22 protein-coding genes and 1 pseudogene are annotated in these 26,633 nt (G+C 59.3%); 8 read left to right on the plus strand and 15 right to left on the minus strand.

The window, feature by feature from the left end; all coding sequences use genetic code 11:
• Positions 1-112: 112 nt before the first annotated feature.
• The 4 genes from AC56QQ_RS30415 to AC56QQ_RS30430 all read right to left on the minus strand — a co-directional run bounded on the left by AC56QQ_RS30415 (position 113) and on the right by AC56QQ_RS30430 (position 6,277).
• Positions 113-361, minus strand: coding sequence for a DUF982 domain-containing protein (locus AC56QQ_RS30415; protein WP_497124459.1), 249 nt, complete (start codon positions 359-361; stop codon positions 113-115).
• 207 nt (positions 362-568) lie between these two features.
• Positions 569-877, minus strand: a complete 309-nt coding sequence (locus AC56QQ_RS30420; protein ID WP_497129177.1) for a DUF982 domain-containing protein — start codon at positions 875-877, stop codon at positions 569-571.
• Between the two features lie 403 nt (positions 878-1,280).
• Positions 1,281-2,909 carry a putative bifunctional diguanylate cyclase/phosphodiesterase gene (locus tag AC56QQ_RS30425; protein WP_497124461.1) on the minus strand — a complete coding sequence of 543 codons (1,629 nt, stop codon included), beginning with the start codon at positions 2,907-2,909 and terminating at the stop codon, positions 1,281-1,283.
• Positions 2,910-3,856: 947 nt separating this feature from the next.
• Complete coding sequence (locus tag AC56QQ_RS30430; protein WP_497124463.1) at positions 3,857-6,277, minus strand: bifunctional diguanylate cyclase/phosphodiesterase; 2,421 nt, start codon at positions 6,275-6,277, stop codon at positions 3,857-3,859.
• Between the two features lie 461 nt (positions 6,278-6,738).
• Here AC56QQ_RS30430 and AC56QQ_RS30435 point away from each other — a divergent pair, with 461 nt between their 5' ends.
• Together AC56QQ_RS30435 and AC56QQ_RS30440 are read left to right on the plus strand one after the other, a co-directional pair.
• Positions 6,739-6,942 carry a hypothetical protein gene (locus AC56QQ_RS30435; RefSeq protein WP_497124465.1) on the plus strand — a complete coding sequence of 68 codons (204 nt, stop codon included), beginning with the start codon at positions 6,739-6,741 and terminating at the stop codon, positions 6,940-6,942.
• Positions 6,943-7,193: 251 nt separating this feature from the next.
• Complete coding sequence (locus AC56QQ_RS30440; protein WP_497124466.1) at positions 7,194-7,616, plus strand: hypothetical protein; 423 nt, start codon at positions 7,194-7,196, stop codon at positions 7,614-7,616.
• A gap of 87 nt (positions 7,617-7,703) precedes the next feature.
• Here the strand turns inward: AC56QQ_RS30440 and AC56QQ_RS30445 are convergent, their stop codons facing one another.
• Together AC56QQ_RS30445 and AC56QQ_RS30450 are read right to left on the minus strand one after the other, a co-directional pair.
• Positions 7,704-8,024: a DUF309 domain-containing protein gene (locus AC56QQ_RS30445; RefSeq protein ID WP_489863707.1), complete on the minus strand. Its 321-nt coding sequence runs from the start codon at positions 8,022-8,024 to the stop codon at positions 7,704-7,706.
• Positions 7,973-8,095: a DUF309 domain-containing protein gene (locus AC56QQ_RS30450; protein WP_497129179.1), complete on the minus strand. Its 123-nt coding sequence runs from the start codon at positions 8,093-8,095 to the stop codon at positions 7,973-7,975. The genes AC56QQ_RS30445 and AC56QQ_RS30450 overlap by 52 nt, the downstream gene beginning before the upstream one ends.
• A 343-nt stretch (positions 8,096-8,438) precedes the next feature.
• Here AC56QQ_RS30450 and AC56QQ_RS30455 point away from each other — a divergent pair, with 343 nt between their 5' ends.
• Positions 8,439-10,088: an MFS transporter gene (locus AC56QQ_RS30455; RefSeq protein WP_497124468.1), complete on the plus strand. Its 1,650-nt coding sequence runs from the start codon at positions 8,439-8,441 to the stop codon at positions 10,086-10,088.
• 177 nt (positions 10,089-10,265) lie between these two features.
• On the opposite strand, the gene AC56QQ_RS30460 is transcribed toward AC56QQ_RS30455, so the two are convergent.
• Both AC56QQ_RS30460 and AC56QQ_RS30465 read right to left on the minus strand, forming a co-directional pair.
• Complete coding sequence (locus AC56QQ_RS30460) at positions 10,266-10,427, minus strand: IS3 family transposase (RefSeq protein ID WP_497124469.1); 162 nt, start codon at positions 10,425-10,427, stop codon at positions 10,266-10,268.
• Between the two features lie 148 nt (positions 10,428-10,575).
• A complete protein-coding gene (locus tag AC56QQ_RS30465) occupies positions 10,576-11,052 on the minus strand; it encodes a transposase (RefSeq protein ID WP_497124470.1) in 477 nt (158 codons plus the stop codon).
• A 134-nt stretch (positions 11,053-11,186) separates the two neighbouring features.
• Here AC56QQ_RS30465 and AC56QQ_RS30470 point away from each other — a divergent pair.
• The 3 genes and pseudogenes from AC56QQ_RS30470 to AC56QQ_RS30480 all read left to right on the plus strand — a co-directional run.
• Positions 11,187-11,520: pseudogene (locus AC56QQ_RS30470) on the plus strand (carbonic anhydrase family protein); the annotation flags it as partial.
• 161 nt (positions 11,521-11,681) lie between these two features.
• Positions 11,682-13,226, plus strand: a complete 1,545-nt coding sequence (locus AC56QQ_RS30475) for a Fic family protein (protein WP_497124471.1) — start codon at positions 11,682-11,684, stop codon at positions 13,224-13,226.
• A 705-nt stretch (positions 13,227-13,931) separates the two neighbouring features.
• Entirely contained in the window at positions 13,932-14,993 is a 1,062-nt protein-coding gene (locus AC56QQ_RS30480) for a tyrosine-type recombinase/integrase (RefSeq protein ID WP_497124472.1), read from the plus strand.
• Between the two features lie 216 nt (positions 14,994-15,209).
• Here AC56QQ_RS30480 and AC56QQ_RS30485 read toward each other — a convergent pair whose 3' ends face one another.
• Both AC56QQ_RS30485 and AC56QQ_RS30490 read right to left on the minus strand, forming a co-directional pair.
• Positions 15,210-15,344, minus strand: a complete 135-nt coding sequence (locus AC56QQ_RS30485; RefSeq protein ID WP_497124473.1) for a hypothetical protein — start codon at positions 15,342-15,344, stop codon at positions 15,210-15,212.
• Positions 15,345-15,550: 206 nt separating this feature from the next.
• Positions 15,551-16,243 (minus strand): helix-turn-helix transcriptional regulator, encoded by a 693-nt coding sequence (locus AC56QQ_RS30490; protein WP_497124475.1) that lies wholly within the window; start codon positions 16,241-16,243, stop codon positions 15,551-15,553.
• Between the two features lie 147 nt (positions 16,244-16,390).
• On the opposite strand from AC56QQ_RS30490, the gene AC56QQ_RS30495 reads away from it, so the two are divergent.
• The gene (locus tag AC56QQ_RS30495; RefSeq protein WP_497124477.1) at positions 16,391-16,897 is read left to right on the plus strand and encodes a hypothetical protein; all 507 of its coding nucleotides are present in this window, start codon (positions 16,391-16,393) and stop codon (positions 16,895-16,897) included.
• 11 nt (positions 16,898-16,908) lie between these two features.
• The gene (locus AC56QQ_RS30500; protein ID WP_497124478.1) at positions 16,909-17,424 is read left to right on the plus strand and encodes a hypothetical protein; all 516 of its coding nucleotides are present in this window, start codon (positions 16,909-16,911) and stop codon (positions 17,422-17,424) included.
• Between the two features lie 161 nt (positions 17,425-17,585).
• On the opposite strand, the gene glnA is transcribed toward AC56QQ_RS30500, so the two are convergent.
• The 5 genes from glnA to AC56QQ_RS30525 all read right to left on the minus strand — a co-directional run bounded on the left by glnA (position 17,586) and on the right by AC56QQ_RS30525 (position 26,210).
• Positions 17,586-18,995 (minus strand): type I glutamate--ammonia ligase, encoded by a 1,410-nt coding sequence (glnA, locus tag AC56QQ_RS30505; RefSeq protein WP_258599997.1) that lies wholly within the window; start codon positions 18,993-18,995, stop codon positions 17,586-17,588.
• Between the two features lie 113 nt (positions 18,996-19,108).
• Positions 19,109-23,776 (minus strand): glutamate synthase large subunit, encoded by a 4,668-nt coding sequence (gene gltB, locus AC56QQ_RS30510; RefSeq protein WP_497129181.1) that lies wholly within the window; start codon positions 23,774-23,776, stop codon positions 19,109-19,111.
• A gap of 257 nt (positions 23,777-24,033) precedes the next feature.
• Positions 24,034-24,255, minus strand: a complete 222-nt coding sequence (gene tnpB / locus AC56QQ_RS30515; RefSeq protein WP_497104011.1) for an IS66 family insertion sequence element accessory protein TnpB — start codon at positions 24,253-24,255, stop codon at positions 24,034-24,036.
• Positions 24,256-24,616: 361 nt separating this feature from the next.
• Positions 24,617-24,913 carry a hypothetical protein gene (locus tag AC56QQ_RS30520; RefSeq protein ID WP_497124479.1) on the minus strand — a complete coding sequence of 99 codons (297 nt, stop codon included), beginning with the start codon at positions 24,911-24,913 and terminating at the stop codon, positions 24,617-24,619.
• 85 nt (positions 24,914-24,998) lie between these two features.
• Complete coding sequence (locus AC56QQ_RS30525; protein WP_497124480.1) at positions 24,999-26,210, minus strand: porin; 1,212 nt, start codon at positions 26,208-26,210, stop codon at positions 24,999-25,001.
• Between the last annotated feature and the right edge of the window lie 423 nt (positions 26,211-26,633).

Raw genomic sequence — 26,633 nt, forward strand, 5'->3', positions numbered from 1 at the left:
GTTAAGTGGACACTTCATGCCAAAACACGCTCAATGGAAAAAGGTGCGGAGAAATTCGCGCTTACGGCTGTCCCGGCGATGGCCGTCAGCAGGTCCTGAGCATCCCAGCTTTCTAATCGCTGCGCAGAATCTTTGCTTCAAGCGCGGCTGCCACGAAAGCTCTTCGAGCCGCCGCTGGATAAGCCTCACCGCGCAATACCTGCAGACAGGCATCCATCGCGGCCTTCCGTTTCGCGGTCTGACGTTGAAGATCACGCAGCAAAATAGCGGCCGCGTCATTGACCTCGAACACGATCCGCTCTGAGCTGTGAAGGCTAAGCCGAACAACGACTGGCCTCTCAAATCTGCTCAATCCGGTCATGTCTCCGCTCCTGCGAGGCAAATAGCCTCGATCGCACCTTGGCTCGGCCGAACGGTTCGGCTGCTCACTGAACCTCGCCCCTCGCGATCGATGTCCGGTACCTGATTCATGGCGGGGTTGCGCCGCTAATGTCGAGACCTGCTTCTGCTTTCTGCTATCCGTGAAATCCCGACACAATGCTCCCTCGGCGTGCCCCGTGCCAGACGCCTAAACCTGCACTTTTCCACGGCCGGACTTGCAGGCAGCGAGCCATTGCATGGCGGAAATTGCATCTTCTAATATGGCGGCCCGTTTCGCAAAGCCGAAAAAGGCATTGCGTGCTGCGCTTACAGGTTTTCGCCCATCGTATGCATCATAGCAGGTCCTGAGTCTGAGGGCTGCCTCGTAATTCACGTCTCTGCGATCTTCTGGCCATTCGTTGAGGAAATCGTTGGCGTCCGCAAGGCTGGCAATCTCCTGCACGATGTAGGTTGCACGCTTTACGAAAACTGGGCTGCTGAAAGCCTCAGGGTTCATTGGTTCCTCCCGACCTACTGAACGACTGGTCTGCGTGAACAGGCGCTTCATCGACACCCGCCGACATTCGCAGAATGTGTTGTCAGGGCAATGACGGTTCAAGAGGAAGGCAGCGGCGTGATGCCCTCCGGTAGGCCAGCAGGCCGATTCCATACATACTGTTGCAAGAGCGGCTCATCAGGTGGCAAAAAAATCTGCATCGTTCCGACCATTTCGCACGAAACGCTTGGTACATCTTCCGGCGTTGACCCGCCACGAGGAAGCGGCTCCGCACCCTCCGCTTCGTCACAGGGCTACTCAGGGTTGTACGGACTTGCGGCCTTCAGCCTACCTGAGCAAGGCAACGTGACCGTCGAGATACGAGACAACCAGACCATCGCCGCAAAAGTGCCGGTCCTGCTATTCAAGTACCTAGCTCCTGACCCACCGGCTCCGCGGCAATGCCAGGAATTTCGCCTATCCGGAGAGGTTTCCCGATTAAATAGCCTTGAGCTTCATCACATCTGACGCAGCGCAGATAGTCGAGCTGTTCGGGAGTTTCTACGCCTTCGGCTGTTACCTCGATTCGAAGCTCATGCGCCAACTCAACCAACGATCTTACAATCGCAGCGCAGTCCGCATCGGTGAGCATATCCTGGACAAAAGATCGGTCGATCTTGAGGCGCGAAAGAGGCAGTTTACGAAGATAGGTCAGTGATGAATAGCCGGTGCCAAAATCGTCAAGAGCAACTGTGACGGATAGAGAAACTAACGATTGTAAGAATGAAATCGTTTCTTCAAAATTCGAAATCAGCACAGTTTCTGTGATCTCGACCTCGAGTCTTCGGGGCTCCAAGCCGGCTTCAGCCAATGCCACTACAATTCCATCCAGCAAGGCCTTGTTCTTAAGCTGCACTACCGACAAGTTGACGGAGACCCGCAAGTCGCGCGGCCAGCGCGCCGCTGCCAAACAAGCCGTTTTGACGACCCAGTGTCCGATGGAGTGAATCAAACCCGTTTCTTCAGCGATGGGTATGAACTCCGACGGAGGGATTGGGCCAAGGGTCGGATGCTGCCACCGCAGAAGCGCTTCAAAACCTCGGATGCGATCGCTCCCGAGGTCGAGAAAGGGTTGAAATGCGAGCCAAAGCTGGTCGTTGGCGAGCGCAGATGCCAGATCGCGTTCAAGGGCACGGCGCCTTGCAGCGGCTTCATCGTCGCTTGCACTGAAAAACTCGATGGACCCCGCCCTCAGCGTCTTAGCCCTGTATAGCGCGGTGTCGACGCACCGCAGGAGTTGGTTGGCATCCAAACCGTCAGTGGGCGCCAAAGCGATACCGATCGAGGCCCTCCAATAAATTTCTCGTCCTTCGATCAAGAAAGGGGCGCGCATGGCCTCTATGATCTGTTTGGCCAAGGACCTGATCTGATCTGGCCTGATATCGCGCGTAGCAATCATTGCAAATTCGCCGCCCTCCAATCTGGCAATGCCATCGCTCTCCCGCGTCGATCTCCGAAGTCTCGCAGCCACTTCGACTAAAAGGGCATCCGCCATGGCTCGGCCAAAGCGATCATTCACCTCGGCAAAATTGTTAAGATCGAACAAAAGCAACGCACAGTGCTGGTCAAACTGCTTTGCGTCCACCAACGCGTTCTCCAGCCGCTCGTTGAAGCTGAACCGGTTTGGCAGTCTCGTTAGAACATCCCTGCGAATGGCATTTTCGCTTTCCGCTTGCAGAATGAAGCGTTGGGTAAATTCGACCGCGTGAGCAAGCACTGCACGAAACAGCGTGATGGCGTAGCTAACTATCAGGATTGCAACGGGCAGATTGACGGCGCCTTCCATCCACACAATCGCAACCGCCGAACCGACGAAGATCGGCAGCGTATACGCGATGGCGGCAATAGGAATCGTGGAGAAAGAAGCGGCGCCGCCTGCGATCATCCCGGCGCTCAGGCAGGTAATGACGACCTGGGCGGCACTTGTTGCCCCGCTGAAGAACAGGACGGGAAGTGCTCCCCACCAAGTGCCGAACAGGAAGGCGTTCCGCACCAGGTTTTGCGTTGCTCGGCGAGACACTGACCTTGGTTTGACTGGCTGAAACGATAATCTCGCTCTTAGGCCTACGAACCCGGCGGCGACGATGATAACACTCGCCCAGAGGATGGCTTTCGTTTGGTCCGGGGAGCCCCAAAGCGCCATAACAAGAGTGGCCGCATTGAGTATGTTCGCAACCATGCCGAGAGGCGTGTTGCGAAGCACGATACTGACCTGCTCCGCCCTAATTCGGCCGGTAAGTGGTTCGATTGTCGAGGGCCCGCCAAAAACTCGCAGGTCTCCCGCCAGAAAGTCACCAAACCTTGCGGCATACAGACGCTGCATCACTCTTTCACTCCCCCACGCTAGAGTAGTAGCTGCGTGTTGGTCCCCTAGCACCGAACACTTCGAAAAAAGTAAATTTCAGCCGCATAAATTGGACAGCCCAGTTTGGAAACCGAGGGCTTTGGAAATTCGAAGATAACGAAAACCGCAATGCTTGCTTAGGGCATCGTCGACCTAACGTGATCCATGTTTTCGCAATTGTGGCGTTGGCGATCACGCTTTCTGTTTCGACGCCCGCTGGCTAAGCTGGTTCAATGAGCCGGCTGATTCTCGAAGGGATCGAAATTCGTCGATGGTTTCGACCTCGTCATCTTCGAGCTCGTCGCTTGGGAGAACACCGTTATCCCGACCCCGCGTTCTGTCTTATTGGTGTGACGTTTGCATGCGCCCGAACCGCGTACTCTCCAGCGCATCAGCGGCACGGCGAACCGCTGCTCGAGGCGCTACGCCCGTTCGATGTAACGCGGGAAGGCGCAGCCGTCGATCGCGGCTGGGCGGGCAGAACCGAGTTGCCGAAATGCGCCACCATCTCAGCATAGGAGCTGTTGACCTGTGGAACCCAGCATCATCTCCGAACGCTCGCGAGTCTCACCACGAACGTGCGACGCGCTTGCGCACTACGCCGCGCTGTTCTTGACCAGGCGCAGTTCGTGGTTGCTTTGCCGTCGGGAAGCGGGCGTCCTGCCTTTGCCGCTCGTATGCTGGGCGAAGTCGGAAATCGGGCAGGGTCGGCCAAGTAGGTAACCCTGGATCGCATCGCAGGCTTCTTGCCGCAAGAAGGTCAGCTCTGCGTCCGTTTCGACACCCTCTGCCAGGACCGGGAGCTTGAGGCCCCGAGCGAGGCCAAAGACCGCACGCATGACGGCAGCCGCCTCATCGCTGGTATCCACTGCCCGGATAAGAGACTGATCGACTTTGATCTTGTCAAACGGGAATGCCCGCAAATTCGATAGCGACGAGTATCCGGTGCCAAAATCATCCATGGCAATTTGAACCCCAAGGCTTTTGAGCTGACGCAGGGCAGCGAGCGCCCGCCCGATATCCTTGATCAGGCAAGTTTCGGTAATTTCTAGCTCGAGGCGGAACGGATCGAGACCGGTTTCTTTCAGCACTGCCCCGACCAGCTCGGGCAAATTCCCGCCGTGGAGTTGCATGGCCGAAACGTTGACGCTGATTGCTAGCGGTTGTTGCCAGCTTGCCGCTTCGGCGCAGGCGGTCCGCAGCACCCATTCACCGATCTTCAGAATGGCGCCACATTCTTCAGCGACCGGGATGAACACCGCCGGCGGAACTGCGCCGCGTTCCGGATGATCCCACCGCAGCAGCGCTTCGAAACCGAACACCTCGTTGGACTGGAGCTGCGCCTGCGGTTGATAGACGAGGCGGAGTTCCTTGCGCGAGATCGCGTGACGGATGTCGTGCTCGAACTGGCGGCGATCGCGCAGATGCTCGCCCATGGACGGCTCAAAAACGCAATAATTGCCACGCCCCTGCATCTTTGCCTCATAAAGCGCTGCGTCGGCATGGCTCAGAAGCGTCTCCCGATCGGGTGCATCGTTTGGGAATACAGCGATGCCTATGCTGGTGCCGATGGTGACGCCGGCAGGCAGGTTGGCGCCTGTGTCGTTGAATGCGTCCAGGATGGCTTCAGCAGTGCGCGTCGCATAGCCCGCGCTCGGCAGACCGGGAACAATCACAGCGAACTCGTCGCCGCCCAAGCGCGCAACCATCTGCCCTGGCTTAAGGACGCCCCTGATCTTGTCGGCCACACACTGCAGCACAGCGTCTCCGACGAGATGGCCGAAGAGGTCGTTGATCTCCTTGAAGCGGTCGAGATCGAGGAAGAGGACGGCAAGGCACCTCTCAGCGCTGCGATGCGTCGCAAACTCGGCCTCCAGCTTTTCGTTGAAGCTCGTGCGGTTTGGAAGCTTGGTCAAGGGATCGTGGTGGGCAAGGAAATGAATCTCCTCCTCCGCCCGCTTGCGCCCGCGGATATCGCGCACGGCAAGAACTTGGTGTTGCTTGCCGGCATAGAGCATGCTGTGCCGGATCAGCTCAACCGGGACCGTACTGCCGTCCGTCGCGCATAGCCCCACCTCCAGCGGCGTTTGCGCAGTGCCCGTGAACTCGCCTTGGGAAACGGTGGGAAAGAAGGACGCGAGCGGGCGGCCGGCCGGCTGAGAGCCGTCGAGGCAGGCAAGCGCGGCGAAACTGCGATTGGCTGCCTCGATCTCGGTTTCGTTGCACACGATCAGCCCCTCGACGGCCGCGTCGGCCAGCTCCTGCATACGCGCTGCCTCGCCGGCGCGACGGAGATCGCGCACGTCGAGGGCGAGGCCGATGATGGCCAAAAGGATGATGAGGATCGAAACGAGGGCTACGCCAGCCGCCATCCAGTCCGCCGGCAACGCCGTTGCGGAAATGACAATGCGCGGGTCTGGCATGATTGCAGCCGCGGCCATCGCCGTGAAATGGTGGCTGCAAATCGCTACCGTCAGCACGAGGCTGCCGAGCGCCTTCCACTTGACCGTGTTGGCGTGAAGGGCAACCGGCAATGCGGCCGCGCCGAACAGCCCACCAAGAATGATTGAGGCGGCGACGAGCGGCACGTCCCAGACGACGCGGCCCGCGATCTCGAATGCGGCCATGCCGGTGTAGTGCATCACCGCGATGCCGCCTCCCACGATCGCACCCCCGATCCAGCGTCCATGTGGAACGCGTGGCGAGATGCCGATCGTGAGACCCGTCCCGGTCAGGGCGATCGCGGCCAGCAACGACATGATCGTCAAGGCGATGTTGTAGCCGCTCGGTACGGCGGGCTGGAAGGCCAACATGGCTATGAAATGCGTCGCCCAGATGCCGAAGCCGGTGGCGACCGCGGCGACAGCTAGCCAGATCCGTCGCATTTCGCTTTCACTGCGCCCGACATGGTGGAGGAGGTTCACGGCCGTGAACGAGGCCAGGGCGCAGATGAAGGCGGCCAGCGCGACCAGACGCAGATCATGCTGCGTCGCAATACAAGTGTAGACTTTCAGCATGCTCTTCCCCCAAGCAGGATGATCACCCCGTCTGGGAAGAAATCTACGACCAAAACTTGAATAAAGCGCTTAAGCGAAAAATCCACTTTGATTATCGTTACCGAAGGTTGTGAAGGAACTCCACAGGCTCGCTGCAGAATGGGCGGCCGGTAGCGCCGTAAATGGGAACGCCTGATTCTAGGCTTTGCAGTATGTTTGCCTAAGGCTACGGGCGTGAGGCGAACTCAGCGGAGGCCGTCGATGTCGAGCTGCGCTTGCGGTCGGCGATGTCGCCGGCGGAGCTTGAGGTCCAGCGCAGGGGCTACGCTACCACTCTACACTGACGACCGGTGATCCAGGCAATCGAGCAGGGTGCCGTACCACCCCGCGCGTCTGGATCAACGACAATGAGGGCTGCGGAACAAGCCTGGTCAGCGCCACCTTCTTGCGGCTTCTCAACCCGGTGGAGGGAAGCCGATGCGATGGGCACCAACTGCGGCTTTGGGATTGCCGAGCGCTTGCCGATCGGCAATCTGTGTCCGCCCACTCATGACATCCAGCATACTTCCATCAGCAGCATGAATCAGTTGCAGGTGACCGATTCCAAAAATGCGTTGGACGGGACCAATATGCTCAGGAACATGGGAGTATGGACAAGGGTGGCGGTCATCTTCATTGCATTTTGAATATTTTACGGATTCGCCGATGGGCCCAACAAAGGCGGCTGCGTAGGCGATATGATCGTATGGCGATCACCCTGAAAGCTGGACAAGAGATCGCGAGCGCGGGCCTGGGTGCCGGCGGGGAGCCGCTTTCGTCGTGGCTTGGACGGCGGCAACGCCTCCGAAAACCTTTGGAGAATGCGTGGCGCGGGTGGACGAAAGCGTGCGCTCCGCCTAGAGGACACTCGCAACTCCCCTAAGTCCGCGAGATCACTATGAGGCAGCCGCAGCGACCCTTTGTCGTCGAGATCAAACAGAAGCGTGGGCTGGTGAAGCGGCCACAGTCGATCTGGGGCGGCATCGACCTGGCAGCCATCGCGAACGAAGTCGCGGAAGCGAAGACGGAAAGTGCGATCGCCAAAGCGACGCCGCAGCCGACTTTTTCCGAAGATCTTCGTTCTCAGCCCGTGCCAACCACGAGCGAAGCGGTATCCGACGCCAAGGACGTGATCATGCCCGACGGATCGTCTCCTAAGCCGCCGACGGTTGAGGAAGCGCTGGTTCCTGAGGCACCGACCGCACTGACGGGAGGCAGACGAACCCGCAAGTTAAAGCGGTGGCAGAAAGATGTTCCTTTGCCGCGAGGTCAGCGATGGAAGCGGCGCCTGCCTTGGGTGCTCCGCCAGATCCGGGCCTAGCGGTAGATAGATCGCTCCAGATTGAAACTGCCCTTGTCACTGTTCATGACAATCGGCAGCTCATCCAGCTAACGAAGAGCCGCCCTGTCAGCCGCTCTCGGATTTGGGTGCGAGGATGAAATCGAAGACTGGCTGAGGCGGTTGGCCCGGCATCGGCTCTCGCAAAACAACCGGGAGAGTTGTGGCCGCTTCGGCTTCGACCGCGAGGGCGGCGGGTTTCATTCCAATTGCGGCCTCAAAGAGCCGGCTCGGCAGAAGCGCCACCTGACGAAAGAGCGCTGCAGCTCTTGCGGCATGGCGCGCGGCAGCGACCCGCTTTCCCTGGCGGATCTTCACCCCGGCCGCCGCCAATAGGATCAATCCCTTGAAGAACAGGGATGCTGGGCGCTTTGTTTCGCAGCATGCCATAGAGGCTCCCAAGCCTCATTAGCTTCCCAGTAATAGCCGTGGTTGAAAAGGTCGATTCCCCATCGGAACACATTTGAGCTGAGTGATTCCTCGACCGTAACAACAGTCCCCGGATCGCTTTGGTAACTGTGACCCAACGGGTCGCGGACCGGATGTGGATGTTTGCCAGGCAGGTATGCGTAGCCCGGGAAATTCTTTTCGGGCAGCAGGCGAGGACGTCACATTGGCCAGCAATCATGAAAGCGCGGTGGTGGCAATTCCAGATGAAGTAATCGCTTGCGCCAGAGTGCCAGCGGTAAAGAAATATCTTGCGCTGCCCCGACAAAATGCGCTCATGGGACCATTCCTCCATGGGCACGTGCGCCGGGAGGGCACCTCTAACGCGACCGGTGAACCGAGGAAGGGCTCAACCCAATGAGCAGGGTGGCGCGCGAAGATGCGAGTCCAGCTTCGTCGGCGACATTTGCGCCGCTCGAGAATGCGACCTTTCGTTCGATCTGGCTTGCCACACAGGTCGCCAGCCTTGGCTGGCTGATTCAAACCGTCGCCATCAGTTGGCTGATGGCGACCATCTCGACCTCGGACGTGATGGTCGCCCTGGTGCAGGCTTCGACCACACTACCCGTATTTGTCCTGTCGATCTTCGCCGGCGCCCTGGCTGACAACTACAGCCGCCGCAATCTCATGTTCGCCGGCTGGTGCGCGATAGCGTTGTCCTCGGCGATGCTGACTGTTCTTGCGGCGCTGGGGATTTTCAATCCTTGGATGGTTCTCGCCTTCAGCTGTATGGCCGGAGCGGGAGCCGCGTTCACCGATCCCGCCTGGCACGCGTCGGTGGGCGATATCTTGCGAAAACGCGAAGTCCCGGCCGCGGTCACGCTCATCTCGGTTGGATACAATGCCATTCGAAGCGTGGGCCCGGCGCTCGGTGGCATCGTCGTTGCCTCCTTTGGACCGCTGACAGCTTTCGCTGTGGCGACACTGACCTATCTAGCCCTGCTGGGGACCATAGGGCGCCGCAAATGGGATGTTCGCCCTTCACCTCTCCCGCGCGAGCCATTGACCACTGCCATCCATGACGGAGCGCGCTTCACGGCCCTGTCGGCGGAGATCAAGGCGGCAATCGCGCGTGGAGCGCTTTTTGGCCTGACCAGCATCTCCATACTCGCGCTCCTGCCTCTCGTTGCCCGCGATCAGCTAGGCGGAGGACCAATCGTTTATGGTGTCCTGATGGCCGGCTTTGGGACCGGCGCCTTGTGCGTCGGCATTTGCAACAATGTCTTGAGGCGGTCTTTGTCCCAGGAGCGGCTGACAACACTGGCATGCATTGCCTGTGCGGCATGTTGTCTATCTCTTGCTCTTACCTCCTCAGTGGTGGTGGCGGCTATTGCGCTGGCGCTCGGTGGCGCGGGCTGGGTCGTCACCTGGACGGGGCTTGACGTGAGCGTCCAATTGGCAAGCCCAAGGTGGGTCGTCGGTCGCACGCTCTCGATCCACTATGCCCTTTCGTCTGGCGGTATCGCGGCCGGCAGTTGGCTGTGGGGCACAGTGGCTGAGAACTATTCGCTCACCACAGCCCTGGAATCTTCCGCTGGTGCGCTAATAATGGTCGCGGCCACCGGGCTCCTGATGCCTATCCGCCAATGGCAGGACTCTGATCAGGATCCTTTTGGCTTCGAAACGCCGCAGCTCGCTCTCGATCTGAAGCCGAGAAGCGGGCCGATCGTTGTCAAGATCGAGTACTCAATACCGGAGGCGAACGTCGAAGCTTTCCTTGACCGGATGCAGGAACGACGGCGCGTGCAAAGCCGCGTCGGTGCTCGCCACTGGAACCTCCAGCGCGATCTTCAGGATCCCTTGCTTTGGACAGAAACCTTTCGTACGCCGACCTGGATGGACTATCTGCGGCTGAATCATCGGCTGACAACGGCGGACAAGGAGTTGGACCAACATCTGCTCGAATTGAACATGGGAGCTCCACCTCTTACCAAGCTATCGATTGAGCGACCGACCGGGGCAACCCGCAAGCGGGCTCAATCGACGCGATTTTTCTTCCGGCTGTGAACGCAGGGTTTGGGCCGGTAGGGCTTGGTGGGCGCGGCGGCATGATCGCTTGTGGTCCGCGAATGGTTGAAAGTAAGCCAAACCGAGGAGAAACAGGTGTTCCGCAACACCTGTGCGGCCGTGGCGCTGGGTTACCCCGGTTACGAGGCGCGCGCTATGACCTGCAGTTGGAAGCGACTATCCCGGACGCCGAAGAAATGGTTCTTTCCGAGTGCCATCAGCGCAACCGCGGTCTCGCGAAGTGACGCGCCGGCCTAGCCGGCGCAGTTGCGCGGTCACCCGGCGATAGCCGTAGCGGCCCTTGTGGCTGTCGAAGATAGCCTTGATCGCCTCCTTCACCGCCGCATGGCGGTCCGGGCGCGAGGCCGCCTTTTGCCTGTAATAGAACGTGGTGCGCGGCAGCTTCGCCAGTTCGAGTAGTCCCTCAAGCGGATGCAGCGGCCTTAACGCCTGGACGGCTTGCGCTTTTTGGGCGCGTGTTCCTGCGTTAAGGCCTCCAGTTTTTTAGGTAGGCGTTCTCCATCCGCAGCTGCTTCAACTCGGCCAGCAGTTCTTCACGGCTTTTGGCCTCGTCACTGGCTGCAACAGGCACTGCGGGGGCCGGCGGCTTTGACATGGGTTGTCCTCTGGGGCGCGGGCCGAGCGCCTCTATCCCGCCCGCATGATAGCGCTTCTCCCAGCCCGTCAGGCAACCGGCATTGCGGATATTGAACAGCGCCGCCGTCTGGCGATGCGACAGACCGTCCTCCCACATCCGCTCAAGCACTGACAGCTTGAAAGCCGCGTCGTAACGACCGTACTTGCCCAACAGCCCGGCATCGCCATGCACCTGGTACAAGGCAACCCACTTGCGAACAGTCGCCGCGTCAACTCCATGGTCCGACGCCGCACTCGCGTAGCTTTCATCTCCGCTCAGATACTTATCGACAACTGATCGCTTGAAACTCGCACTGTGTCTGGACATGCAAAACCCCGAAGGTTGTGTCCAACTTTCGGGGGGCAGTTCATTGACGGGGCTTCTTTGTTCAGCGACTGTGCTCAACCTTCAGGAAGTCGGAACAGCTGACGAGCAACCTCCCTTCTCCAAAGCAAGCGAGTTCGAGCGGGCTCGGCGTGCTTGGCGTCTTCCTGACACCGGGTGCGAAAAACGAGGCACTTGCACGCCTCGCGGCAGCTTTCCCGGCTAAGGCTGTCGCCGAGGCCTTGGTTGAGGATGTGGATCCGAACGGTCTCCTACCCGCCTCGCTGGCCTATTGGAGCTACGAGGGCTCGCTGACGACGCCGCCATGCTCGGAGATCGTCGACTGGATGGTGGCACGCGAGCCGCTGCAGGTTGGCGCCGCCGACATCGACAAGTTCACCGCGCTTTACCCGATGAATGCGCGGCCGGTCCTGGCGCCCGAACCGCCGTTTCATCCTGACGACGAGCTGACAGACGTTAGGGGTTGGAGGACAAATCAGCGGTCTTATGTAATGCTTGGGAATCTGTTTTCGGCGAAATTCGTCTTGTAGGACCAATTTTCGTGTAGTAAGATCGTTCTTCACGGTTTTGGCTGGCTTGAAACCAAAATTCGAGCGAAGGGTCCGATTTTCATGGCTGCAGCGCAGCAGCACCAATTTTCAGGACCTGTTATCGTTTTTCAGGAAATACGCCTTCCGGAGACCGCGACCCCGGCCGGATACAGCGCCCTGATAGGAGCCTACGGGCTCGCCGTTCCCTTGCCTCGCACGTTGTCCGCCATTGGCGAGCATCATCGAATTACTGAACGGGACGGCTGGAGGATCATGACGCCCCGCCATGCCCCACATCCAACCGTCGAAGGCCACCTTACCTTCGCGCTCAAGTACGAGGGGCTCGACCTTGCCGTCCTCAAGCGGCTGTTCCAGGTCACCGGTCCCGTACCGATCGAGGCGTTGGTCCGTGAACGCCCAACCGGCAGTTATGCCCGCCGCATCTGGTTTCTTTATGAATGGCTGACGGGCGCGCGTCTCGATCTGCCCGACGCGGATGCCGGACGCTACGTTCCGGTTGTCGATCCCGAGTTGCAATGGTCCGGACCCGTGAAGACCGCTTCGCGCTACCGCATAAGGGACAATCTCCCAGGCACGCCTGAGTTCTGCCCTCTGGTGTTCCGCACCAAGGCTCTCGAAAAATTCATTGGCCTTGAACTGCCGAGGCGGGCGGAGGCAATCGTAGCGGACGTGCCGCGCGACCTCCTTGCTCGGACCGCCGCCTTTCTTTTGCTCAAAGACTCGCGATCAAGCTACGCGATCGAGGGCGAGCGCCCGCCGCAAGACCGAATCCAACGCTGGGGCCGCGCCATCGGCGAAGCCGGCCGCCAACCGATCGATCGCGATGAGCTGCTGCGTCTGCAAAGAATTGTACTCGGCGATGCCCGTTTCGTGAGACTTGGCTTCCGAAAGGAAGGAGGCTTCGTCGGCCAGCATGACCGACATAATCGCATGCCCCTGCCCGATCACATCAGCGCTCGGCCTGAGGACCTGCCGCGGCTCATCGATGGGATGGTGGCCTTCGATCAAGGCCCCGCGCAAAACCTTGATGCAGTTATCGCCGCCGCAATCCTCGCCTTCGGCTTTGTCTACATCCACCCGTTCGAGGACGGAAACGGCCGCATTCACCGCTACCTAATCCACCATGTCCTTGCCATGTACGGCTTCAATCCGTCGGGAGTGGTGTTTCCCGTCTCGGCCGCGATCCTGGACCGGATCGACGAGTACAGGCGGGTGCTCGAGAGTTATTCGCAGCGCCTTCTGCCATTGGTCGAATGGGAACCGACGCCTCAATTCAACGTCCGGGTGCTGAATGACACGGGGGATTTCTATCGATTCTTCGATGCAACCCCACACGCCGAATTCCTCTATGCCTGCGTTCAGCGGACGATCGAACGAGACCTTCCCGAGGAATCCGCTTTTCTGCAGCGCTACGATCGATTCCGGCAACAGGTGGATGCCTTTATCGACATGCCCGAACGTCTGACCGATCTGCTCTTCCGTTTCCTTCACCAGAATGGTGGTCATCTGTCGAACCGCGCCCGCGAAAACGAATTCGCCGCACTGACCAATGACGAGGCAGGGCGGATCGAGGCGATCTACGCGCGAACCTTTGGTATCGATTGAAGGCGTGATCATCATAACGATCGATCTTTAGTCCGGCGGTTTGGCGATCCCCTTCCCTCTCTTGGTCCGAGGCGTGATTTGTGGCCGACATGCACGAGCTTTCCGTCCCAGTTTTTTCCGCCGGCCAAATGCGCTTCACAAAATATAGCACCGTCCCGTTCAATCTGAGTCATTCATCAGGGCGGCAGAGGGGGTGGGATACGGCTGGCTTTCGCGGCGCAGTGACCCGTTGAACCTGATCCAGTTCATACTGCTGCTAGAGACGGCACAAACGCTTTGCGGGAGTTACGCCCGAGGTCCTGTTTGGGCAGGGTCGACCAAAGCGTCTTTTCATCCTTCCGGCATCGATCTGGGTCTCCAATGCATGAGCAAAGGAGCTCAATGAGTGCCATCATCCCTACCGTGTCCACGGGGCCGCTGCCGGCCTCGAGGTAAGTCCACAGACCCGGCTTGATCCACCAGCAGATCAGGGTGCCGGTGCGCAAAATTTCTGTCTATCCGACGGCCGGCGAGCCGCCCGTCACCGACTCGATCCGTCCAGTCCATCATGGGTGCCACGGACAGTCTATGATCTTGATTTTTCAGCATTTTTTCTTTAACATCTCAAATCGTTAGGACCTGCCAAGTGCACACGAATTTACGCCAGAATACGACCCTTTTCGCCACGTTTCGATCTCTCAGTGCACACGGAGCGCACACGAAAAAATGGCCACCTACACTAAACTCTCGTCCGGTTCCTGGCGTGTCCAAGTCCGTCGCAAAGGTCGTTACGTCAGCGAGACCTTCCTGCGCCGAGACGATGCACGGCGCTGGGCAACCGAAACCGAGCGCCAAGTCGATCGCGGCGAGACGCCGACCAAGTCCCGCATAACGCGCCTAAAAACTTTCGGCGAACTCATCGACCTTCATATCGACGACATGTGCGATGTAGGCAAGTCTCCTCGCCGCTCCAAGGCCGCAGCCCTCGATATGCTGCAAAGGCATCTTGGGAAGTGCAACATTTCTGCACTCGATCGCGAACGGCTCATTCGCTTCGGTCGAGATCGAGCCGCCCAAGGTGCCGGACCAATGACTCTCGGTATCGACATAGGCTTTGTAAAACTCATTCTGGCTCACGCCGCTGCGGTGCACGGGCTGCCCGTCAAGGTCGAACCGGTTGATCTCGCGCGTATCGCCCTAAAGAGGCTTGGCCTCATTGGGAAAGGAAATCAGCGCGACAGGCGGCCGACGCAGGATGAACTCGATAGGCTCATCGGTCACTTCGATGCAAACGCTCGTCAAATTATACCGGTTAGCCAGATCATACGTTTCGCTGTTGCAACCGCGATGCGCCAGGAGGAAATCTGCAAGGTGCGTTGGTCCGACTTGGAATCTCGCACGCGAATGCTTCTTATCCGTGACCGGAAAGACCCTCGGAACAAGAGCGGCAACAATCAGCGCATACCGCTATTCGCGGCAACCGGATACGATGCGTGGGCCATAGTCGAGCAGCAGCGGGCAAAACGCAGCAATGACGACGATCGAATTTTCCCATTCAATCATAGGTCAGTCGGCACTTCCTTTCGTCGAGGATGCGCTGACCTGGGCATTCACGACCTCCATTTTCATGACTTGCGCCACGAAGGGACGAGCCAGCTTTTCGAAGCTGGATTCACGATTGAACAAGTGGCGCTGGTTACAGGCCACAAGGATTGGAAGATGCTTCGGCGGTATACGCATCTCAAGCCTGAAATGCTTCACACTGTCCGCACATCAAGAGCAGCGTAAGATAGGTTCCGTGTACAGGAAAGAGTCCATTCACCGGTATTCTAAACGCAAATCCAATTGACGGCTGCAGCTAAGATCATGCTGCTTCGAACACAGGCTAGAATGCTTCCACCGTTGAAACACCGAATGTCCGCCCCATGCCTTCGGAGCATTCTTGAAAGTGCCGTTCAGTTGGTTGCACCGGCATCTCAGCTTTGATCGGTCAGTGCGCCGCGATTAGGCAAGGGCGCTCACGTCACCATAAAGTTTGCGCAGATGCTCATCCGACATATCTAGGATTGGCTCGTACATAAAAGCATTGAGGTGGATGTTTTCCGGGGTCATCAAGACCACCTTGTCGAGCACCTTCACGGAGGGATCGCCACGCGGCGGCGCAAGAACTCGTCGAATTCGTTCTCGTAGAGGCGCTTATTCAGCGCATTGACGACATGGGCAGTTATCACAACGCGACCCCCTTATCCTTCCCTGGAGGATAGTTGCAGGCTCGCTAAAATGCGTCACCTGTCCGATCGGACAGTTGACTAGGCTATGGATGGATTAGGCGCTTGCGAACTGCCTCAACTACGGCCTGGGTGGTGGTCGCAACCCCAAAGGCTTCGCGGGCCTTTTGTCAGATGCCATTTCGCAGTCCGTTCGGTGAGCCCAAGGATCTGAGACGTTTCGGACGATGTTTTCCCCGCCGCGGCCCATAGAAGGACCTCTCTTTCGCGATCGGTTAGTAGATCTTCGTTCTTATCGTCTCCCTGTGAGAGTGCTTGGATAGCCATTCCCGCGTAAACGGCCATTGTCACCAACTGAACCTCCTGCCGAGGCGACAGCGAGCAGACCTTGGCTGAAGATGCAAACGAAAGTACCGATTGCCAATGACTGACACTAAGCATTGGCACCGCAAAACCACTCATGATGCCAAACTCAGCTGCTTCGCCCGCTACCCGTTGGGAGGCCTTTGTGCCAGACCATTTCGCCGGAACATCTGCCCAGAGAAATGGCTTCAAGGTCTTTGCCGAGTAGATGCAAACACCATCAACAACTGCATGCTCGGCATCGACGTATCGTTCAAACCAGCCGTTGGGCCAGCCGTTCAGTTCGACCATAGGAGCAAGCTTCTGGCCGCCAAGCGGCACGCCGCTCAAGATAAGATGTTCGAAGCCGAGGGTTTTGACCGTGTGAAGCAGGTCGGTGAGTAGTTGACCGACATTGGCATGTTTTCGACAGCGTTCGACGAAGTCAAACACCTCTGAATCGATCATGGCGTTTCCTCCCCCGCCGCCGCCGATACAACACTTCCCCTTTTACCACCAATACCCTATTCAATGTGGAATCAATTTCCATTCAAATAGCGATGAACGTGCGGACTTTCGGAGCCGAGTAAAAGCAACCTGTTTTGTCAGATATCGATGCCGTTCCTGTCCAATGTTGATAACTTCGGTGTCGCTGACGTTGAGCCGACCGAGACGCATGCCACCGTGCGCAAGCGAACCATCAGGATTGGCGAACGGCTCGACGATCAGGTTGCTGAGGAAGAATTGCACGCAAGGGCGCAAACGCACGAACGACGCCAGCTTGAAATGCAGCTTCCCGGCGATCGCCGCAAAGAGTTCGTCATCAGCATCGATACTGCGCATGTTCGCAGCGCCGATTCCAATTCAGCGCGCAACTTCGAGCTCGTTGTGGCCCGATGCGGCCGCGGCGGGCGGGGCGAAGGTGGCGGTCGCTATTTCGTCACTAGCAGCACCGACCAACGGGCAATCCGGGATCGCGCCCTTCATGCCCTTCGGGAAGTAGGCTACCGCGGCTTTGGCGATGTGACGGTGATTTCGGACGGCGCCGAAATCCTGAAGCGGCTACCCCGCGCAATGCCGAGCCGACGGCCCACATCATCGACTGGTTCCACATCGCCATGAAGGTCCAGCCGATGCAGCAGATCGCCGATCATATGGCTCGATCCCGATCGGGTCTCTCTGAAGCGCTTCCCGCAATCGACCGTGACATCAGAGCGGTGAAGTGGCGCCTGTGGCATGGGCGGGTCGATCGCGCGATCACCGATCTGGAGCAACTCTTGGAGAGGGTGAAGGCTTCGCAAGGAGACAGCGAGTTCTCCATCGCCCGACTTCAAAGCCTCGGCTTGCAGCTCCTGACCTATATCCGTTCGAACCGCGGCGCGATCGTCAACTATGGCAAGCGCTACCAAGCCGGGCTTCGCGTCGCAACGACTCTGGCTGAATCGGCGGTGAATTCACTTGTCGGCAAGCGGATGGTCAAGAAACAGCAGATGCGGTGGTCGCTCCACGGTGCTCACATGCTCATGCAGGTCAGGACGGCAGATCTCAACGGCGAGCTTCGCAATCGATTGCGGGCACCGTTCCGACAGCCAGAGCCGAACGTGCCACCACTATTCAAGCCCAAACCGCCTCTCCTGCGCGCCGCCTAACCCCAGAGAAGTTACCGGTCTCCGCCGAAAACCTCGACGAGGACGGTCCGTTGCGAGCTGACCCCATGCACGGTGCCTGTACTTGCCGACGGATGGCGCCCTCGAACTGCTCCGGCTTTAGATGCGCCAAACGTTGCCGGTCACCGCTCTTGTGAAGGTCATTAGACGGAGTAGTACATCTTAAACTCGATGGGTTGCGTGGTCCTCTCGACGCAGGTGACCTCCTCCATCTTCAGCTTGATATGGCTATCGATGAAGTCGTCATCGAAGCTTCCGCCAGCCTTAAGGAACGCGCGGTCCTCGTCAAGACTGGTAAGAGCTTCGCGCAGCGAACCGCAGACAGTCTGGATCTTCTGCTGCTCGCACTGCGGCAATTCGTAGAGATCCTGATCCATCGGTACTCCGGGATCGATCTTGTTCAGGATGCCATCGAGACCGGCCAGCAGGATCGCCGCGAAGGCGAGGTAAGGATTGGCGGCTGAATCAGGAAAGCGGACCTCGACCCGCGTGGCCTCCGGCGAGGTCGCCAACGGAATGCGGCAGGAGGCAGAGCGATTACGGGCTGAGTAGGCCAGCAGAACCGGAGCCTCGTAGCCGGGGACGAGACGCTTATAGGAGTTCGTCGTCGGGTTGGTGAAGGCGTTGAGCGCCCGGGCGTGCTTGATGATGCCGCCGATGTACCACAGGCATTCCTGGGACAGGCTGGCATACTTGTCGCCGGCGAAGAGAGGCTTGCCGCCCTTCCACAGCGACTGGTGCACGTGCATGCCCGAGCCGCTCTCGCTAAATACCGGCTTAGGCATGAAGGTCGCCGTCTTTCCATAGGACTTCGCGACATTGAGAACACAATATTTAAGGATCTGGATCGCGTCGGCGCTGCGAACTAGGGTGTCGAACTTTATGCCGAGTTCGTGCTGGGCGGGAGCCACCTCGTGGTGATGCTTCTCGACTATCACGCCCATGGCCTTCATGGTTGCCAGCATCTCACCGCGCATGTCCTGACCGGAATCCAGCGGCGGAACCGGAAGGTAGCCGGCCTTGGTCTGGATGCGGTGACCGTGGTTGCCACCCTCACGATGCGGATCGCCGTTGACCGGCAGCTCGGAGGATGTGAGCTTGAAGCCGGTGTCGTAGGGGTCAGACGCAAACTCCACGGAGTCGAACACGAAGAACTCGGATTCGGGGCCGACATATACCGTATCGGCAATTCCCGTGGACTGCAGGTAGGCCTCGGCCCTCTTCGCGATGCGGCGCGAATCTCGGTTGTATGGCTCGCCCGTCTCCGGCTCGAGAATGTCGCAGTTGATCGTCAGGGTGGACGCCGAGGTGAACGGGTCCATCTGGGCGGTCGTCGGATCGGGCATCAGGGTCATGTCGGACTCGTTGATCGCCTTCCAGCCGGCAATGGACGAGCCGTCAAACATAATGCCGTCAGCAAACGTGTTCTGGTCGGCTGTCGAGGCGTCGACAGTGATATGATGCAACTTGCCGCGCGGGTCGGTGAAACGGAAGTCGAGGTATTGGACGTCGTCATCTTTGATAAACTTAAGCACAGTCTTGGCGGTCTGCATTATGTCTGGCCTCTTCTGCCTGTTAAGATTGCCCTCTGCACTGAGGCCTAGGATTGGTGAAGGTGAGCTTAGATCCCGTCCGATCGGAGTAACGGCGCTTTTTGTGGATGTGATCATGGAACGTTTTCTCCACCGCCCATTTTCATGCGCTCCGTATCCTCGAGCGCGCGGCGGTACTCGACCGGCATCACCTTGCGGAACTTCGGCCGGTAGTCCGCCCAGTGATCGAGGATCTCCTTGGCGCGGGCCGAACCGGCGTAGTGCAGATGGCTCGAGATGAGTCGGTAGAGCCGCTCCTCGTCATGCCGCGTCATGTCGCCCGAGACGTCGACCATGCCTTCGTGCATGAGGTCGCCGCCGTGGTGATGCAGCTTCTCCAGCATGTCGTCCTCCTCCAGCACCGGCTGCAGCTCGACCATGGCCATATTGCAGCGCCGGGCGAAATCGCCCTCCTCGTCGAGCACATAAGCGACACCGCCCGACATGCCGGCCGCGAAATTGCGGCCGGTGCCGCCGAGAACGACGACGACGCCTCCGGTCATATATTCGCAGCCGTGATCGCCGACGCCTTCGACGACCGCGATCGCTCCGGAGTTGCGCACCGCGAAGCGTTCGCCGGCGACGCCGTTGAAGTAGCACTCGCCGGAAATCGCACCGTAAAGCACGGTGTTGCCGACGATGATCGACTGATGCGGCACGATCCGCGCGTTCTCCGGCGGCCGCACGATGATGCGTCCACCCGAGAGCCCCTTGCCGACATAGTCGTTCCCGTCACCGACTAGGTCGAAAGTGATGCCGCGGGCGAGAAACGCGCCGAAGGACTGGCCCGCCGTGCCCTTGATGGTCACGTGGATCGTATCGTCCTTCAGCCCTTTATGGCCCCAGCGCTTGGCAAGTGCGCCCGAAAGCATCGCGCCGGCCGAGCGGTCGACGTTCTTGATTTCGGCCTCGAAGGCGACCGGCACCTTGGTCTCCAGCGCGAGCTTCGCCTTCTCGATCAGCCTGCGGTCGAGAATGTCGTCGATCGGATGGTTCTGGCGCTCCGTCCAATAGGTCGCTTCCTTCGGAGCCTCCTCCTTGTGGAAGATATTCGAGAAGTCGAGGCCCCTCGCCTTCCAGTGCTCGATCATTCCGTCGCGATCCAGCAGGTCCGAGGACCCGATGACGTCGTCAAGCTTTCTGGCTCCAAGCGATGCGAGGATTTCGCGCACTTCCTCCGCAACGAAGAAGAAGTAGTTGACGACATGCTCCGGCGTCCCCTTGAAACGCTTCCGGAGCATCGGATCCTGGGTAGCGACGCCGACAGAACAGGTGTTCAGGTGACACTTGCGCATCATGACGCAGCCGACCGCGATCAACGACGCGGTGGCGAAACCGAATTCGTCGGCGCCGAGCAGTGCCCCGATGACGACGTCGCGGCCGGTCTTCAAGCCGCCGTCGACCTGCAGAGCGATGCGAGAGCGCAGACCATTGCGCACCAGCCTCTGCTGCGTTTCGGCAAGGCCGATCTCCCAGGGGCTACCCGCATGCTTCACCGAGGTCAGCGGCGCAGCACCGGTGCCACCGTCGAAACCGGAAATCGTGATGTGATCGGCGCGCGCCTTGGCAACGCCGGCCGCAACCGTGCCGACTCCAAATTCGGAAACCAGCTTGACCGAGATGTCAGCCTCGGGATTGACGTTCTTCAGATCGTAAATCAGCTGCTCCAGATCCTCGATCGAATAGATGTCATGGTGCGGCGGCGGCGAGATCAGGTCTACGCCCGGAGTCGAGTGCCGCGTCTTGGCGACGGTCGCATCGACCTTGTGGCCCGGCAGGTAGCCGCCTTCGCCGGGTTTTGCGCCCTGCGCCACCTTGATCTGCAGCACGTCGGCATTGACCAGATATTCGGTGGTGACGCCGAAGCGGCCCGAGGCGATCTGCTTGATCGCCGACCGCTCGGGGTTCGTCGAGCCGTCCGGCAGCGGCAGGTAGCGATCGCTCTCCTCGCCGCCTTCGCCAGTGTTCGACTTGCCGCCGATCCGGTTCATCGCGACTGCCAGCGTCGTGTGCGCCTCGCGGCTGATTGAGCCGAAGGACATCGCTCCCGTCGAGAAGCGCTTGACGATCTCCGATGCCGGCTCGACCTCCTCGACAGCGATCGGCTTGCGGCCGGCTGCCTCGGCGTCCTTGATCGTGAAGAGCCCGCGGATCGTGTTCATGCGGCTCGCCGACTCGTTCATCATCGCGGAGAACTCGCGATAGCGGTCCTCGGCATTGTCGCGCACCGCCTGCTGGAGCGAGGCGATGGCGGCCGGCGTCCAGGCGTGGCTTTCGCCGCGCATGCGGAAGGCGTATTCGCCACCGACGTCGAGCGCATTGGCGAGCACCGGATCGCTGCCGAAGGCGGCCTTGTGGCGAGAGACGGTTTCCGCCGCGAACTCCTCGAGGCCGATGCCTTCGATCGTCGTCGCCGTACCCAAGAAGTACTTGCCGACCAGCTCGGACGAAAGGCCGACGGCGTCGAAGATCTGCGCGCCGCAATAGGACTGATAGGTGGAGATGCCCATTTTGGACATGACCTTGAGGATACCTTGGCCGACCGCCTTGATGTAGTTGTGGAAGACTTCCTTCTCGTCGAGTTCCTTCGGAAACTCGCCGCGCTTGTGCATGTCGATGAGCGTGTCGAAGGCGAGATAGGGATTGATCGCCTCCGCACCGTAACCGGCGAGCAGGCAGAAATGATGGATCTCGCGCGGTTCGCCGGATTCGACGACGAGGCCGACCGACGTGCGCAATCCCTTGCAGAGCAGGTGGTGGTGCACGGCTGCGGTGGCGAGCAGCGCCGGGATCGCGACGCGGTCCGGGCCGATCTGCCGGTCCGAAAGCACGATGATGTTGTAGCCGCCCTTGACTGCCGCTTCCGCCCTTTCGCACAGACGGTCGAGCATCTCCGGCATGCCTTCGGCACCGCGGGTAATGTCATAGGTGAAATCGAGCGTCTTGGTGTCGAAGCGGTCTTCGGTGTGGCCGATCGAGCGGATCTTCTCGAGGTCGCCATTGGTAAGGATCGGCTGGCGGACCTCGAGCCGCTTCGCATGTGCCATGCCCTCGTGTTCGAGGATGTTCGGGCGCGGACCGATGAAGGAGACGAGGCTCATCACCAGTTCCTCGCGGATCGGGTCGATCGGCGGGTTGGTGACCTGGGCGAAGTTCTGCTTGAAATAGGTGTACAGCAGCTTCGGCTTGTCGGACATCGCCGAGATCGGCGTGTCGGTGCCCATCGAGCCGATCGCCTCCTGACCGGTCGTCGCCATCGGCAACATCAGGAGCTTCGTATCTTCTTGCGTGTAGCCGAAGGCCTGCTGCCGGTCGATCAAGGAGACGTCGCGGTGCAGCAGTGCCCGGGGCCCGACCGGCTTCAGCTCTTCGAGGATCAGCTGGGTGTTGTCGAGCCATTGGCGATAGGGATGCTTGCCGGCAAGCGACGACTTCACTTCCTCGTCGGAAATGATGCGGCCCTCTTCCATATCGATCAGCAGCATCTTGCCGGGCTGCAAACGCCATTTCTTGACGATCTTGTCCTCAGCGACGGGCAACACGCCCGCCTCCGACGCCATGATGACGCGGTCGTCGCTGGTGACGATATAGCGCGCCGGGCGAAGGCCGTTGCGGTCGAGCGTGGCGCCGATCTGGCGGCCGTCGGTGAAGGCGACCGCCGCCGGCCCATCCCACGGCTCCATCAGCGCCGCGTGATATTCGTAGAAGGCCTTGCGCTCCTGCGCCATGAGCTGGTTGCCGGCCCAGGCCTCCGGGATGAGCATCATGACGGCATGCGAAAGCGAATAGCCGCCGCGCACGAGGAATTCGAGCGCATTGTCGAAACAGGCCGTGTCCGACTGGCCTTCATAGGAGATCGGCCAGAGCTTGGAAATGTCGTCGCCGAAGAGCGGCGAGGAAACGGACGCCTGTCGTGCCGCCATCCAGTTGACGTTGCCGCGCAGCGTGTTGATCTCGCCATTGTGGGCGACCATGCGGTAAGGATGCGCGAGCTTCCAGGACGGGAAGGTGTTGGTCGAGAAGCGCTGGTGTACGAGCGCAACCGCCGACTGGAAGCGTTCGTCGGCGAGGTCCTTGTAATAGGCCCCGACCTGATAGGCGAGGAACATGCCCTTGTAGACGATGGTGGTGGTCGACAGTGACACGATATAGAAACCGAGATCGCCGCCGGCTTCCGCATAGATGCGGTTGGAGATCACCTTGCGGAGCGTGAACAGCCGCCGTTCGAATTCATCTTTCGTGGCTGCCTCGCGGCCGGCACCGATGAACACCTGGACATGATGCGGCTCCGTCGCAGCGATGTCCGGCGCTTTGGAGAGCAACGAATTGTCGACCGGCACGTCACGGTAGCCGAGTAGAATCTGGCCTTCCTCGGCCACGACTTCGCTGATCACATCCTGGAAATGGGCGACAAGCTTCTCGTCGCGCGGCATGAAGAGATAGCCGACGGCATATTCGCCTGCCTTCGGCAAGGTAACGCCCTTCTTCGCCATCTCCTCGCGAAAAAAGAGGTCCGGGATCTGAACGAGAATGCCGGCGCCATCGCCCATCAGCGGATCGGCACCGACCGCGCCGCGGTGGGTCAGGTTTTTGAGCATGGAGAGGCCATCGCGCACGATCTGATGCGACTTCTCACCCTTGAGATGCGCGACGAAGCCGACCCCGCAGCCATCGTGTTCGTTTCGCGGATCGTAGAGCCCCCGCGCACCAACCTGGCCCCAATCGCGTGCCTCTGTGGCCATAATCGTCTTGGCATTGGTATCGGCAATTGGTGTTGTCATCGACCTTAGCCCCTCTTCTGCTTTGGATTCGCGTCGATGTCGACTTGGTATCACCTCCAGAAGGGCGGCCTTTTCGGCGAGCGCCACGACAATCGCCTTCAGCGCATCAACGTCGTCCGGAAGCTCTTCGGCAGCCATCGCCATGACTGGCATCACAGCATGTTCGCAGCCGTTTTCCCAACGCTTTCAATGGCCTGATTCAACTTGCCACAGGCTCTTCAGCCTACCGATTGCGGCCGCCTCACCACCGCCGGCCGGACCTTCTTCCAGTCCAGCCCGTCAACCAGCGCCAAGAGCTGAGCGTGGTTCAGCTGAACACGCGAGGGCCCGATGCGTGGCCAGCAGAACTTCGTTTCCTCGAGCGTCTTGGCAAACAGGCATACCCCGGACCCGTCCCACCAGACCGCCTTGATTCTGTCCGCTCTTTTCGAGCGGAACACGTAAAGCGCGCCGTTGAACGGTTATGTGGCGCGCAATTTCGCCTCGGACTTGGTGTTGCGGTTGTTGGTCATGGTCTTTTCCTTTGGTTGATGGTTTCTGTCCCGGAGGACGGTTCCAAAGGAGACGGCGCTCAAAGCGGACTTATACCCAACACGGGAGCGCAGCGAATGGAGCGGGCAGGATCGGGACAAGATGCCGGGCGAGCATTGTTGTCCCTTTCAGAGGCAGATAGCAGCAGCAACAAGCTCAGGGCGAGTGCCATCGGGCCTAAGAGAAGGCTGGCCCGAACGAGGCTCCTGTGTCGGTGCAGTTGCGAATTTCGGACGTTTGCTTTGGCCGCACTCCGGGAACGGTTTCCTGTCAAGCGACGTAGCCCCCTTCCGGCACGCGCGCGCGTCCAGTGATCATGGCGCGCACGAGGTTCTCGCTGTGACTGAAGCTCCCCAGGACATCGCCGATATGAAGCGCGACCAGAGCCAGCATGCGATTGGCAAGCGCCTCATGCGCCGTCCCCGACCCATTCGATGCCCCAAGAGGCGTCAGTCGTTTGTGGCCAGCCGGTACGACCACGAGTGTCGTCGAGGTCAGTAAGGAAACCACTACCAATGCTTCCAACAGATTGTGACCGAGATAGCGCGCTTCACGATTGAAGATCATGTTTTCGGTGCACGAGCGTGTCTGCTCTCGGACCGCGGATGAATCGCGTGAAGCGGGCATATCGGAGATGCAGCTGTTCATTCCGTTAGAATGAGTGTTGGAAACGGAGGATGCCGCCGACGCCGTTCTTCTTGTCGGCGTCAGTCCAGTTCAACTTTGAAGGGTCGACCATGCCGACGCCGAGGTTGCCGTAGTCGTCATAGTCTAGTTCGGCTGCGACCGTGAAACCTGGAACGACCGTATAGGCGATGTTTGCAGCCACACCATAGTTCTTGAGCTGATCACCCGAGATCTGAAGATTAAACGAGGTTTTCTCGTTGAATTTGTAAGTAGCACCGGCCCAGAAAGCCCAATTGCCGCCCCAGATTTTGTAGAAGCCGCGACCATGAGCGTCGATTGCGTTGGTGGCATCATCGTTGAGCTTGCCATTGGAGCCGTAGCCGAACATTCCGAAGAGCGACAGTTCGTTGGTGACGTTGACACCGACGCGGACCTTGCCGGCCACCGATTCATAGTTGCTGTCATAACCGACAACGCCGGTGATCGCGCCCCAGCCTTGTGTGTATTTCACGCCGCCCACTACGTGCGGAACATAGCTGTCGACGGTGCCGACTACGCCCGAGCCTTCTTCGAGTGAAACCATAGCCGAAAAGCCGTTACTCGCGTCAAAGTAGTACTGAAACACATTTGTATCGAAATAGCCGTATCGAACAAGACTTTGATTGAGTACTGTTCCGGCGTATCCAATATAAGTATCGAAGGCCGACCAATCCTTACCAACCCGGAGGCCACCAAGCTGAATCCAGGCAGAAGTCAACGTGAAGTCTCTGTTGACGGAATCGTTATGAGGACTGTCCGGAACCGAATACGTGTTGCGATTTCCGAAGTTCATGCGGGTTTCGGTATAGGTCTTCAACGTGCCGAGTTCGGTCTCTTGCTGGGTCCAGATTTCGAACGCAAAGCGCGTGTTGTTTCGCCATGTACCTTGATCCACCCCAATCCTCGCATTCGAGGTTCTTGCGCGGTCATACGATCCCGTATCGCCAGCGCCGAAGTCATAACGGACATAGCCGCCGATGCGCAGGCAGGTCCCGGTGCCGGAAATGTAGAAGTAGCCAGCGCCGTAGGCGTCGCAGATTTTGACGGATTCAACGGGTTCCGACTCGGCGACCGTCACCGCGTCGGCGGCGCCAGCACCGGAAACTGCGATCAAGGTCGCAACTGAGCCGAGAACCAGCCCTTCAGTCAAAGTCTTCAGTGGCCCGAGGGCATCCAGCACTTCTGAGCCAATCGCCATAGTCATCTCCGCTTGTTGTGAGGCAGACCGTCACAACGGTTCCAAAGTTGACTGAGCAAGTGACGTGCCATCCTGAAGACGTCGCTGCGCGCTGACATTCAGTTGGCCGGCGCACCTTCGTCGCGCTTCCTTCTTTTCTTAATTCGAGGGTCAGACTGAGCACGAAGCGGAAACGTTTCGGATATGGTTCGTTTGTTCGATACGCGACAATTTCGTTCAATAGCGACAGTTTTTGTCTGCTATGAAAGACATCATCCGGCGGCACCGTCTCGGTACGGGCGTCCGGCTCTTGGAGCATGCCCAGGCCGTAAGCGTCATTGTTAGGGCGGCCACGCCTCGGCTCTGGCAAAGCTGGTCATGGTCCCGTGCGCCAGCTTGCCAATGTGGCTGTGTAAAAAGGCGCCCGTGCAATGATATAGGGCG

This window comes from Mesorhizobium sp. RCAM 05099 (assembly GCF_059683685.1).

Bases quoted from the DNA above. Each gene is read 5' to 3' on its own strand.
- AC56QQ_RS30415 (WP_497124459.1), bottom strand. From the start codon at position 361: ATGACCGGATTGAGCAGATTTGAGAGGCCAGTCGTTGTTCGGCTTAGC.
- AC56QQ_RS30420 (WP_497129177.1), bottom strand. From the start codon at position 877: ATGAACCCTGAGGCTTTCAGCAGCCCAGTTTTCGTAAAGCGTGCAACC.
- AC56QQ_RS30430 (WP_497124463.1), bottom strand. From the start codon at position 6,277: ATGCTGAAAGTCTACACTTGTATTGCGACGCAGCATGATCTGCGTCTG.
- AC56QQ_RS30435 (WP_497124465.1), top strand. From the start codon at position 6,739: ATGGGCACCAACTGCGGCTTTGGGATTGCCGAGCGCTTGCCGATCGGC.
- AC56QQ_RS30440 (WP_497124466.1), top strand. From the start codon at position 7,194: ATGAGGCAGCCGCAGCGACCCTTTGTCGTCGAGATCAAACAGAAGCGT.
- AC56QQ_RS30445 (WP_489863707.1), bottom strand. From the start codon at position 8,024: ATGGCATGCTGCGAAACAAAGCGCCCAGCATCCCTGTTCTTCAAGGGA.
- AC56QQ_RS30455 (WP_497124468.1), top strand. From the start codon at position 8,439: ATGAGCAGGGTGGCGCGCGAAGATGCGAGTCCAGCTTCGTCGGCGACA.
- AC56QQ_RS30465 (WP_497124470.1), bottom strand. From the start codon at position 11,052: ATGTCCAGACACAGTGCGAGTTTCAAGCGATCAGTTGTCGATAAGTAT.
- AC56QQ_RS30475 (WP_497124471.1), top strand. From the start codon at position 11,682: ATGGCTGCAGCGCAGCAGCACCAATTTTCAGGACCTGTTATCGTTTTT.
- AC56QQ_RS30480 (WP_497124472.1), top strand. From the start codon at position 13,932: ATGGCCACCTACACTAAACTCTCGTCCGGTTCCTGGCGTGTCCAAGTC.
- AC56QQ_RS30490 (WP_497124475.1), bottom strand. From the start codon at position 16,243: ATGATCGATTCAGAGGTGTTTGACTTCGTCGAACGCTGTCGAAAACAT.
- AC56QQ_RS30495 (WP_497124477.1), top strand. From the start codon at position 16,391: ATGCCGTTCCTGTCCAATGTTGATAACTTCGGTGTCGCTGACGTTGAG.
- AC56QQ_RS30500 (WP_497124478.1), top strand. From the start codon at position 16,909: ATGCAGCAGATCGCCGATCATATGGCTCGATCCCGATCGGGTCTCTCT.
- glnA (WP_258599997.1), bottom strand. From the start codon at position 18,995: ATGCAGACCGCCAAGACTGTGCTTAAGTTTATCAAAGATGACGACGTC.
- gltB (WP_497129181.1), bottom strand. From the start codon at position 23,776: ATGGCCACAGAGGCACGCGATTGGGGCCAGGTTGGTGCGCGGGGGCTC.
- AC56QQ_RS30520 (WP_497124479.1), bottom strand. From the start codon at position 24,913: ATGATCTTCAATCGTGAAGCGCGCTATCTCGGTCACAATCTGTTGGAA.
- AC56QQ_RS30525 (WP_497124480.1), bottom strand. From the start codon at position 26,210: ATGGCGATTGGCTCAGAAGTGCTGGATGCCCTCGGGCCACTGAAGACT.